Raw genomic sequence first — 10,508 nt, forward strand, 5'->3', positions numbered from 1 at the left:
TATCCTATCATGAATTGGAAGATTTGCTGCTATTTTTTCTCTAACTATCCTGACAATTTCACGACGCTTGCAATTTTATACATTTTCTCTTAAATCTTGCTAAAATGCGGATATCTCAATCGCTGGTCTGGAAACATCATTATGAAAATATATCAGAATACCTTAGACATGATTGGCAATACGCCCATTTTAAAATTAAATCAATTAAACACGGGTTGCTGCGAATTATTTTTAAAACTCGAATATTATAACCCAGGTGGTTCAATCAAAGATCGCATTGCCTTACGTATGATCGAAAAAGCAGAACAAAGCGGCGCACTGAAAACCGGTGGAACAATTATCGAAGCCACCGCCGGCAACACCGGTTTAGGTTTAGCCTTAGTGGCGCGCTTAAAAGGTTACAAATTATTAATCGTTATGCCCGACAAAATGGGTAAAGAAAAAATTATTCATTTACGCGCGATGGGTGCTGAAGTCATCACGACGCGTTCGGATGTGGAAAAAGGCCACCCTGATTATTATCAAGATTTAGCTGCAAGTATCGCCGCTAGAACACCTAATAGTTTTTATATCAATCAATTTGCAAATCCTGAAAATCCGTTAACACATGAAGAAAGCACAGCACCTGAATTATGGAAACAATTGGATCATCGGGTTGATGCGGTGGTTTATGGCATGGGATCTACTGGCACGTTTACGGGTATTGCCCGTTTTCTCAAAAAACATGCCCCCAAAGCAGAAATGATTTTAGCCGATCCCGAAGGCTCTGTCTTAGCAAGTCTTGTTAATTCAGGAATTGCTTCGCAACCAGGACGTTGGTTAGTAGAAGGTATCGGTGAAGATTTTGTGCCGGATATTTGCGATTTAAATTTAGTTACCAAAGCCTATACGATTACTGATCGGGAATCCTTTTTAGCCGGTCGCGAATTATTAAGCCTAGAAGGGGTCTTAGCCGGCTCCTCCACCGGCACGCATTTAGCCGCAGCATTAAAATATTGTCGCGAACAAACAAAACCCAAACGTGTCGTCACCTTCGCCTGTGATACCGGTAATAAATATTTATCAAAAATGTTTGATGATGAATGGTTATGGAATCAGGGATTTATTGAGCGCGATAGTTATGGTGATTTACGCGATATTATTGCACGCCCCTATCATAAACATGCTACCACCACCATTGGTCCTGAAGAACCCATTTTAACCGCACACAAGCACATGATGACGTATGGAATTTCACAATTACCGATTATGGACAATAAAAATTTCTTAGGTTTAATTTGTGAAGCCGATATTTTGCAAGCTGTATATAGCGGACATCCATTTTCGACACCAGCTAAAGAAATTATGATGCGCGATTTTGGTATTGCTCCTCATACAACTTCGATTGATGTGTTATTACCGATGTTTAATCATTATCAAGCCATTGTGATTATGGATAATCATCAATTTTTAGGATTAATTACCGCTATCGATTTAATTAATCATTTACGCCGCCAACAATTAATAGGAAACACTCATGAATAAGCCCACTCATTTTAATACCAAAACCATTCATGCCGGTCAAACACCGGATCCGAGCACGGGGGCTATCATGCCACCGATTTATGCGACCTCAACCTATGTGCAAAAAAGTCCAGGTGAACATCAAGGATACGAATATTCACGCACCCAAAATCCCACGCGCATGGCCTATGAACGTTGCATCGCCGAATTAGAAAATGGCAAAGCCGGTTTTGCCTTTGCTTCGGGCATGGCGGCAACGGCAACGATTTTAGAATTATTAAATTCTGGTGATCATATTATCGCGATGAATGATTTATATGGTGGTACATTTCGCTTATTCGATAAAGTTCGTCAACGTTCTAGCGGTTTGGAATTTAGTTTTGTCGATCTCACATCTGATGAAAATTTTGATGATTTCATCAAACCTAATACCCGCATGCTGTGGGTAGAATCCCCCACGAATCCCTTATTAAAAATTGTTGATTTATCCCGTTTAGCGGAATTTGCGAAAAAACATCACTTAATTTCTGTCATGGATAATACGTTTGCCTCTCCCTATAATCAACAACCTTTAAATTACGGTTTTGATATTGTCATGCATTCTGCCACGAAATTTATTAATGGCCATTCTGATATGGTCGGTGGCATTGCTGTGGTTGGAAATAATGCAGAATTAATCGAAAAAATGGGATTTTTACAAAATTCCATTGGTGCGATCGCAGGACCCTTTGATGCGTTTTTAGCGTTACGGGGTGTTAAAACACTTCATATCCGCATGCAACGTCACGCAGAAAATGCAATACAACTCGCTGAATGGTTGCAACATCATCCCAAAGTTGAACAAGTGTTTTATCCTGGATTAGAGCATCATCCGCAATTTCAATTGGCAAAATCACAAATGAAAACACCAGGTGGCATTATTTCATTCACCTTAAAAGCGGATATCATTCAATGCAAACGCTTTTTAGAACATTGTCAATTATTCAGCCTGGCGGAAAGTTTGGGTGGGGTGGAAAGTTTAATTGATCACCCTGCTATCATGACGCACGCGTCTGTGCCCAAAAGCACGCGCGAGCAATTAGGCATTGCTGATAATTTTGTGCGTTTATCCGTGGGAATTGAAGATGTCGACGATTTGCGCCGTGATTTGGATGACGCCTTAAAACACATTTAACATTATCAAATTCAGATCAACACGGTCTAATCGGCAATACACGAACAAGGCGGATAGGTATTTTTCGTGTATTGCCAATTTCCATTGTTGCAAAAATAAAGATTATAGGTGCCTTCATTCACGACCGCATTGCCACTGCATTCACTTGCTGTAGCCCATACTGAAGCTGCGTTCCATTGCGTGTCATTTTCACATAAATAATAATAGCCTTGAGGATCTTCATCACCCTGCATAACCCAGGTACATTTGCCAAATGCGCCGAGGAATCCTGCAAAACTGAGATTGATGCTAAATAGAAAGAGTAAGCAAATTAAGCTTATACGGCAAAATTTTCCGATGGTCATGCTATTTTCCCTAATTTCATCCACCCCTATACTAGTAATAGTTCTAAAGTTGGGGAAATGCAAACAGAAGTTTCGCGCTAAAAATGCGAAGCTCCTGATAAATAAAATGCTGCAAGCCTACCGCGAGTATCCCTTTAAAATGGATAGGCCATTCTTTTTTAACAGTGAATGTGCCTGCTAAGAAAATCCAAAATGATGACTCAGTCCAATAAAGGTAATACATACCCAAAGTAGCCAAGGAATATAGTAAGGATATTGTTGGTGTAAACGCTGATACCAACCGTGAAAGAATTTTAAAGTAAGCCAATATAGCAATAAACTGGTAAAAAATAACCCCAGTGCTATCCCCAAAGTTTTACCAATCACTAAGCTTTGCGGGTGGGCAAAAGAAACTTCACGAAAATTCCCAATAGCATTAGGTAAAAAATCTTGAAAAAAAAATCCCACTAAACCACTGGCAATTAAAATCAAAATCCAATTACAATACTGTTTCGTTTGAGTTGTCATGTTTCACCCAGGATAAAAAAATGTTATTAGCGATTGATATTGGTAATAGCAATATTGTATTTGGCGTGCACGATCAAAAAACGTGGTTGCGTCAGTGGCGAATTGCCACGCATCATCATTACATGCCAGATGAATATGCCGTTCTCTTCATCCAATTATTTCATGAAGCCAATTTGCATTTCCAGCAATTCAAGCAAATTATTATCAGCAGTGTGGTGCCGCCAGTTACTCCTATTATTAAACACATGATTGAAACCCGCACCTCGCGACAACCTCATGTTCTTACCCATGAAAGCGATAGTGGAATTGCCATAAAAGTTAATCCACCGTCGATTATTGGCAGCGATCTGATCGCCAATGCGGTAGCAGCATATCACCTGTGTCAGCAAAATTGTATTGTTGTCGATTTTGGCACCGCTACGACCTTAATGTGCGTAGAAAAACCTGGCATTTTATTAGGTGGCGCCATTACGCCCGGATTGCAAACCATGAGCTTTGCCCTCACACAGCAAACATCACAACTGCCCACCATTGAATTATCTAGACCTAAAAAAATCATCGGCAACGATACCATCAGCGCCATGCAAACCGGTTTAGTACTAGGACATTTAGGCATGGTGGATTTTTTAATCGAACAATTAAAAACAGAATTACCCAATGCCATTACCATTGCCACAGGAGGGCTTGCCAATAAAATTGCCCAAGATGCTAAATACATCGATCGTGTTGAAACATGGTTGACGTTAGATGGATTGCGGTTAGTGGCTGAAAGAATATGACAGACTTGAACACTAGAGCTTGTTGATGATTCGCTATAGCTTAACTTAGCTCGTTGATTTTGAGTACTAGCACAATTTACACAAAGTAAATGAGCAAAGGAACACAAAAAAGTAACGAGAAACAGCCAGCAGAGTAGAATTGTCAACACCACCTAGTAATCAATTCATATAAAAGGTGTAGTATTAATGGATAATCATTATGCAAACAGCTGGGAATTATATAAAATTCATAGCCAACAGTTTGATGAAGATTTCAATTATTATTTGGAATTTTGTAAAGGACATCAAACTTTAGAACTTTTTGCAGGATATGGAAGGTTATCGAATTTTTTAAAAAAGAATGGTATTGATATTGAAACAGTAGAGTTAGAGCCTAACCTTGCAAAAAGTATATTATTACCAAAGAAAAAAAATCATGTTTGTGATGTACTAGAATTCAAATCCAGAAAAACTTTTTCGAGAATTATAGCTGGTTATAATTCTTTTTGCTTACTTACTCAAGAAGATCAAATAAAAACCTTTTTTCAAAAGCTTTCATCACTATTATCTAAAAATGGACTAGCCTCACTAAGCTATTATCACCTTGACGCTTGGGAAGCATCGGATGAAGCAGAAATTATTTATCAAGATAAAAAATTCACCTATAAATCAAGTTATGATTTAAATCAGATAGAGCAAGGAATTGCAACATGGATAGATAAATACAATGACCAGGAAAACCATTTTATTTATAAATACCCTACTAAAGTATACAGAAAAACAGAAGATTTTAGTTACTATTTAACAGGAACGAATTTACATTTATCAGATATAATTTTAGATTATGGCAATCCAGCTATAAAAGAATCGGGATGGGTAGAGTATGTGATTCAAAAATTCTAGCTTTTTATTTTAAAATCCATTCCCGATCAGCCTCAGGATTTAATTCTTGGATATTGACTATTCCAGTCCATAATAATGCTGTTTCTCGGTCTCGGTTAGATAGACACGAACTTGCGTCGTGCACAGCTTAATTTCATCAGCAAAATCTCGATATATTTTTTCTAGTAATCGTTTTCCCGTACGGTTTTTAACCTCATCCGATCGCCCGGGGAGTATTTGAATACGCAACATAATATAGGCATTGTTGATATCGCCATTACCAATCAGATAATCGGACGTTTTTACAATAGCTGAACGACACGTTATTAAATCGGTTTTAATTTCTTCGACTAAAATACGATGCGTTTCTAAGAATAAACGATCGTATTTTACCCGCAATTTTTAAATTATCTGTGTATTCAAATGTTAAAATCGGCATGGTTAGAATTACCTAGTGAAAAGTCACTGGTTGATTATACACCAGCGAACCCAAATTTTGTTAAAAAATTCTCTTGCTCAAGTTCAACAATACATTCTGGTTTTTGCTTTTCAGGATTAACTTTATATAAGCATTCAAACCAATTATTCCACCATTGTTTAAGTGTTTGCACAATCGAATCGAGCACGGGAAAACGTGATTGATAATTGGTTGCTAGGGTATCTAAATTGGTTTGTATCTCTTGATTCGTATACGATGTTAGCAGCGCTTGTTGAACTTCTTCAATGCACCTTACATTATGGTCAGTCTGCCAAAATTTTGTTTTTACTTGATTTAGCCAAACCGCTAATTTTGCTTTAGCGATTAATAATTGAAAGTAAGGGTCTTCTAAGTAAAATGGTTTATTTTTGCTATGGGCACTAATTTCAGCAATATAATTAAAACCATGTAAAATGATTAAATTATTTTTAAGCTCGCTTTTTTTCGCAAATCGTTTTGGAATATTGTCTTTTGGTGCATGAGTAAAAATTTCTGCTGCTAGTTTCACTAATTCTTTTTCAGCCGAATAACCATCTCCAAATAGTTGATCCAAATGAACCAATTTTACTTGGTGAATAAATTTATGAAAGCGTAAATCTTCTTGAGAATAAATTGGATTTTTTCTGGTTTCTTCAACGTTGCCACTCACATCCACACCAATTACTTGCGAGTTTCCGCATTCTAACGAAGCTGTCGATGAACTCGAACTGTTATTTAAACTCCCTAAGGTGGTTGTGCTCAGCGAGCTAACAATTCGACCATTTTCAAACCAAGCAGAATCTGGAAAAATATCTTGCTGTTTAGTATTTTCTTCCTCAAGAGAAATTTCAACGAATTCGCTTTTATCAAAACTAGGAGTTTGCTTAGAAGTTACTGGTGTTGAAGTAGAGACGGTAGTGTGGGTCATGGTTATTCTCCGTTTTTATTGTCGTAAACACAGAATAACCGATTGCTAAAAATCAGCGTAGAGCGATTTAATAGTGCGTAACGCGAGTAGAATCATACTGAGTTCAGCGAAAAAATTATCGGTCGAATGTGCGATAAATCTCAACTGTCAAACTGTTGCAGCACTTAAGATATTCAATCTTTTATAAAACTTTCGTCATCCCTGCTGCAATTTTGAGACTCAAGTTCGTTATTTTTCCATAACGATAATGCCTGACTTAAATTGGCAACGGCATGAACGGTTAAGCCGGGAAGCATTTTTTTAGTTTCATTTTGGAGTGGAATGATGGCTTGGGTAAAACCTAATTTTTGCGCTTCTTTTAAACGTTCTTGTCCGCATTGCACAGGACGAATTTCTCCGGTTAAACCCACTTCACCAAACACAATTAATTCTTTGGGTAATGGTTTATTGCGTAAGCTCGATACAATGGCAATTAATAATGCTAAATCGATCCCCGTTTCTTGAATACGCATGCCACCCACAATATTTGCAAATACGTCTTGATCGTAAGTTGCAATACCGGCATGGCGATGTAACACTGCAAGCAACATCGCCAGACGATTATGTTCTATGCCCACGCAAACTCGCCGTGGATTGGCGATATGACTTTGATCGACTAACGCTTGCACTTCAACTAATAACGGTCGCGTACCTTCCCAGGTTGCCATCACCACACTGCCACAACGTTCACTTTGTCCACGCGATAAAAAAATCGCGGAAGGATTATTCACTTCGCGCAATCCAGCATCGGTCATGGCAAATACGCCTAATTCATTCACCGCACCGAACCGATTTTTTACGGCACGTACCACACGATAACGACTATCACCTTGGCCTTCAAAATATAAAACCGTGTCCACCATATGTTCCAATACCCGCGGACCTGCCAACGCTCCTTCTTTAGTCACATGGCCAATTACAAACAACGCCGTTTGCGATTGTTTAGCAAAACGCACTAAGCTCGCGGCGGTTTCTCGGACTTGGCTAACCGAACCGGGAGCGGAGGATAATTGTTCGCTATAAATCGTTTGAATGGAGTCGACCACCATTACTTGAGGTCGAAATTCTTGAGCTAAGCTTATCATCACATCCACATTGGTAGCGGTAAGTAATTTTAGCGCATTGGCATTTAGCCCTAAGCGTTTCGCACGCATTGCGACTTGTTGTAATGATTCTTCGCCGGTGATGTATAAGGCTTTATGCTGCGCGCTTAATTGCACTAGCGTTTGTAATAATAAAGTGGATTTTCCAATCCCAGGATCACCGCCCAATAAGACTACCGATCCTGCAACTAATCCACCACCTAACACCCGATCAAGCTCACTTAATCCCGTAGATAGACGCACTTGATCGTCGGTAATATCGACTTCCGCCACGGCCATTAATTCCGCGTGTTCACTGCCTGCATAATGATTAAAACGCGATGTGGAATTTGGTTTGCTCGTGGTTTCTTCGGTTAAACTATTCCAGGTTGAGCAATCGGAGCATTGCCCTTGCCATTTTGAATGTTTACTACCGCAGTGATTGCACACATACGCCGTTTGAATTTTTGCCATACCTTCACCACAAAGAAAACCCAGCAATGCTGGGTTTTCATTTATTTATTAGACTCAAACATCAAGATACGTTTTCCCAACGGCCATGACGATAACACGCCACGCCATGGATTTTTTGGCGTTGTCCACCCATATCTGCAAACATGGTGTAATTGCGGCAACGCTCGCCTTGATTGTAAGCGTTATTACCCGGCACCACACGATACTGATTACCTTTATCACCCTGCCATGCGACAGCTTGATTATTATTCATAGCAGTTTGCACGTTGCGTTCCATGGCTAAACGATCCGTTTCATCCATACTTGCACCCACGCGATTTCCTAAATAGGCGCCTAATAAGGTTCCACCAATGGTTGCAATCACACGACCACTTCCGCCACCAATTTGATTACCCAATACACCCCCTAACGCACCTCCAGTAAGTGTTCCCACGTCCTGATTGGTAATGCCAGCACATCCCGCTAAACCCAATCCAGCTAAACTGATTAAAGCAATGTTCAGTAGTTTCTTCATGATATTTCCCCTACACTTATCTTCAAACTGTATAATAAAAAAACAATCGTGTTATCTGCATAAAAATGCATGACATTGTTGTTTTGATAGTGTACAATTCTGACGTTTTTTACAAATAATTTCATTTTTTTTAACAAAAACTAGAGACATTTGCAAAATAAGTCAGTACACTAGCAAGCTGTGAGGCAAATAAACTTTGCATCACTGGGCAATGATAATGCCAAAACTGATTTGTAGATAGTCTTTGAATCGAAAATTGAATTGCGTTGTTAGAATTTGCTAGCCACGCATTCATCGGCGTATCAATAATTCGCTATGCTGAGACATAGCTCATTGATTTTTGCACACCAGCGCGCAGTTTACACCGCGTAAATGAGCAATGGAGCACAAAAATCAATGAGCTACGGCCAGCAGAATGAAGTTGTTAACGCTCTAGGGATATTGTTTAAAATTTAAGGGGACTTATGTAATATGGAAAACAATCAATTGCAACAACACTCTACTGCTCATGCGGCAAAACGTCAGGAGCACACGAAAGAACGCATCACCATTCGCATCGATCGCGATGTCTTAGAATGGTTTCGCAGTTTATCGCCTAACGCTCGCGGTTATCAATCGCGTATTAATCAAGCATTGCGCGAATACATGCAAAATGGCGTGAAATCAATGGAAGAAGTCATGCGTAAAGTGATGCGTGAAGAATTGCGTAAAATCCAAGAAGTGGAAGGCGCAAATTAAATTTAATGATACCGCTCATCGATTAAATTAAATTTAAGATGAGCGGTATCACTTTGTTGAATCTCTTTTGCTAAATTATAAATATAATCATGAGAATACTATGGCTGCCACCTCTGAATCTATAATAAAAAACTTCAATCTGCTATTTCTTTGGTAACTCTAGCAAATAATCTTCAACATGATGAAAATTTAGAGAATGCAGCTCGAAAAAAACCCTTTGAGGCAATATGGAAAACACTTGCTGAAGCAGGATGCGAGTATAACGCAATAAAAAATGTATATTATCCTTTTGCAGGTGTCGATGTTTTACTTCCACTATTAATATTTCCGAACTGTTCTACACTTACCATAACTGGAGCTAATCATTTTGGAATTACTAAAAATGGAATTTCTCCAGACGTTACTCTAGAGAAGCTTGATAAAATTTATGCAGCATTTAATTTAGGATATGATCAAAGTCGAGATCTAGCTATGATGGGTGAGTCATTTCCACATGGACTACGCATTGCTCCTGTTGTTGTGCAACGATTAAGAAAAGTATTAGGCGCTAAAATAACAGAAATACGTGTAGATGAATTTGAAAACGCCTACCCACAAAATCCAGAGAACATAAACTCAATTGACAATTCCTCAAAAAAAACTACCGCTGATCCGTTTATTCGCGAATATTGCCAGCAATGCACGATTAATTTCACTTTGGGTGATGACAATACATCACGCGAAATTAGGATTATACCTTATTTCATAAATCCACCAGACGTCCACGATCCTACTCCGCACGATTATGTCTATAATAATCCAATTGTTACATCAGCACTATCTCAACTAGATCCCGATGTGGTTATCTTAAAAGCTATCCCTGGTCTTTTTAAGTATCCAGATTTTCTCAAAGTAGCTTTAGGATTAGTGTACCGAGAAAATCAATGGGTAATTTCAGATCAATGCTGCAACATGATTAATGAGAGTATTCAGGGAGCTATAAATAAACCCAATCCTGTTTTTAAAGAAAATGCCATAGTGCATTCTTTAAATTTATCGCAATTTGAAGATACCACTAGCAATTCACCTTGGGGCTTTTTTAATCGGGAGTGTTTTGGTTATGGTAATA

Annotated in this window: 12 protein-coding genes; 6 read left to right on the forward strand and 6 right to left on the reverse strand. The window is 38.7% G+C overall.

What is annotated here, in order from left to right:
* Positions 1-141 precede the first annotated feature (141 nt).
* The gene (locus KIT27_03945; GenBank protein ID MCW5588796.1) at positions 142-1,524 is read left to right on the forward strand and encodes a pyridoxal-phosphate dependent enzyme; all 1,383 of its coding nucleotides are present in this window, start codon (positions 142-144) and stop codon (positions 1,522-1,524) included.
* The gene (locus tag KIT27_03950; protein MCW5588797.1) at positions 1,517-2,677 is read left to right on the forward strand and encodes a PLP-dependent transferase; all 1,161 of its coding nucleotides are present in this window, start codon (positions 1,517-1,519) and stop codon (positions 2,675-2,677) included. Before KIT27_03945 ends, KIT27_03950 begins: the two co-directional genes overlap by 8 nt.
* Before the next feature lie 26 nt (positions 2,678-2,703).
* On the opposite strand, the gene KIT27_03955 is transcribed toward KIT27_03950, so the two are convergent.
* Both KIT27_03955 and KIT27_03960 read right to left on the reverse strand, forming a co-directional pair.
* Positions 2,704-3,021, reverse strand: a complete 318-nt coding sequence (locus KIT27_03955; GenBank protein ID MCW5588798.1) for a hypothetical protein — start codon at positions 3,019-3,021, stop codon at positions 2,704-2,706.
* A 177-nt stretch (positions 3,022-3,198) separates the two neighbouring features.
* Positions 3,199-3,528, reverse strand: a complete 330-nt coding sequence (locus KIT27_03960; protein MCW5588799.1) for a hypothetical protein — start codon at positions 3,526-3,528, stop codon at positions 3,199-3,201.
* A gap of 20 nt (positions 3,529-3,548) precedes the next feature.
* On the opposite strand from KIT27_03960, the gene KIT27_03965 reads away from it, so the two are divergent.
* Together KIT27_03965 and KIT27_03970 are read left to right on the forward strand one after the other, a co-directional pair.
* The gene (locus KIT27_03965; GenBank protein MCW5588800.1) at positions 3,549-4,307 is read left to right on the forward strand and encodes a type III pantothenate kinase; all 759 of its coding nucleotides are present in this window, start codon (positions 3,549-3,551) and stop codon (positions 4,305-4,307) included.
* Between the two features lie 186 nt (positions 4,308-4,493).
* Complete coding sequence (locus tag KIT27_03970) at positions 4,494-5,189, forward strand: hypothetical protein (GenBank protein ID MCW5588801.1); 696 nt, start codon at positions 4,494-4,496, stop codon at positions 5,187-5,189.
* A 57-nt stretch (positions 5,190-5,246) separates the two neighbouring features.
* Here KIT27_03970 and KIT27_03975 read toward each other — a convergent pair whose 3' ends face one another.
* The 4 genes from KIT27_03975 to KIT27_03990 all read right to left on the reverse strand — a co-directional run bounded on the left by KIT27_03975 (position 5,247) and on the right by KIT27_03990 (position 8,662).
* Positions 5,247-5,567 carry a hypothetical protein gene (locus tag KIT27_03975; protein MCW5588802.1) on the reverse strand — a complete coding sequence of 107 codons (321 nt, stop codon included), beginning with the start codon at positions 5,565-5,567 and terminating at the stop codon, positions 5,247-5,249.
* A 74-nt stretch (positions 5,568-5,641) separates the two neighbouring features.
* Positions 5,642-6,553, reverse strand: a complete 912-nt coding sequence (locus KIT27_03980) for a hypothetical protein (protein MCW5588803.1) — start codon at positions 6,551-6,553, stop codon at positions 5,642-5,644.
* A gap of 173 nt (positions 6,554-6,726) precedes the next feature.
* Positions 6,727-8,148, reverse strand: a complete 1,422-nt coding sequence (radA, locus tag KIT27_03985) for a DNA repair protein RadA (GenBank protein MCW5588804.1) — start codon at positions 8,146-8,148, stop codon at positions 6,727-6,729.
* Between the two features lie 61 nt (positions 8,149-8,209).
* Complete coding sequence (locus KIT27_03990; GenBank protein ID MCW5588805.1) at positions 8,210-8,662, reverse strand: glycine zipper 2TM domain-containing protein; 453 nt, start codon at positions 8,660-8,662, stop codon at positions 8,210-8,212.
* A gap of 471 nt (positions 8,663-9,133) precedes the next feature.
* On the opposite strand from KIT27_03990, the gene KIT27_03995 reads away from it, so the two are divergent.
* Together KIT27_03995 and KIT27_04000 are read left to right on the forward strand one after the other, a co-directional pair.
* Positions 9,134-9,400: a BrnA antitoxin family protein gene (locus KIT27_03995; protein ID MCW5588806.1), complete on the forward strand. Its 267-nt coding sequence runs from the start codon at positions 9,134-9,136 to the stop codon at positions 9,398-9,400.
* Between the two features lie 150 nt (positions 9,401-9,550).
* Positions 9,551-10,508 (forward strand): hypothetical protein (locus tag KIT27_04000; protein MCW5588807.1); only part of this gene is annotated, 958 nt, incomplete at its 3' end.

The sequence above is a fragment of the Legionellales bacterium genome (assembly GCA_026125385.1).
Taxonomy (GTDB): domain Bacteria; phylum Pseudomonadota; class Gammaproteobacteria; order JAHCLG01; family JAHCLG01; genus JAHCLG01.

Bases quoted from the DNA above. Each gene is read 5' to 3' on its own strand.
- radA (MCW5588804.1), bottom strand. From the start codon at position 8,148: ATGGCAAAAATTCAAACGGCGTATGTGTGCAATCACTGCGGTAGTAAA.
- KIT27_03970 (MCW5588801.1), top strand. From the start codon at position 4,494: ATGGATAATCATTATGCAAACAGCTGGGAATTATATAAAATTCATAGC.
- KIT27_03980 (MCW5588803.1), bottom strand. From the start codon at position 6,553: ATGACCCACACTACCGTCTCTACTTCAACACCAGTAACTTCTAAGCAA.
- KIT27_03965 (MCW5588800.1), top strand. From the start codon at position 3,549: ATGTTATTAGCGATTGATATTGGTAATAGCAATATTGTATTTGGCGTG.
- KIT27_03955 (MCW5588798.1), bottom strand. From the start codon at position 3,021: ATGACCATCGGAAAATTTTGCCGTATAAGCTTAATTTGCTTACTCTTT.
- KIT27_03945 (MCW5588796.1), top strand. From the start codon at position 142: ATGAAAATATATCAGAATACCTTAGACATGATTGGCAATACGCCCATT.
- KIT27_03950 (MCW5588797.1), top strand. From the start codon at position 1,517: ATGAATAAGCCCACTCATTTTAATACCAAAACCATTCATGCCGGTCAA.
- KIT27_03990 (MCW5588805.1), bottom strand. From the start codon at position 8,662: ATGAAGAAACTACTGAACATTGCTTTAATCAGTTTAGCTGGATTGGGT.
- KIT27_03960 (MCW5588799.1), bottom strand. From the start codon at position 3,528: ATGACAACTCAAACGAAACAGTATTGTAATTGGATTTTGATTTTAATT.
- KIT27_03995 (MCW5588806.1), top strand. From the start codon at position 9,134: ATGGAAAACAATCAATTGCAACAACACTCTACTGCTCATGCGGCAAAA.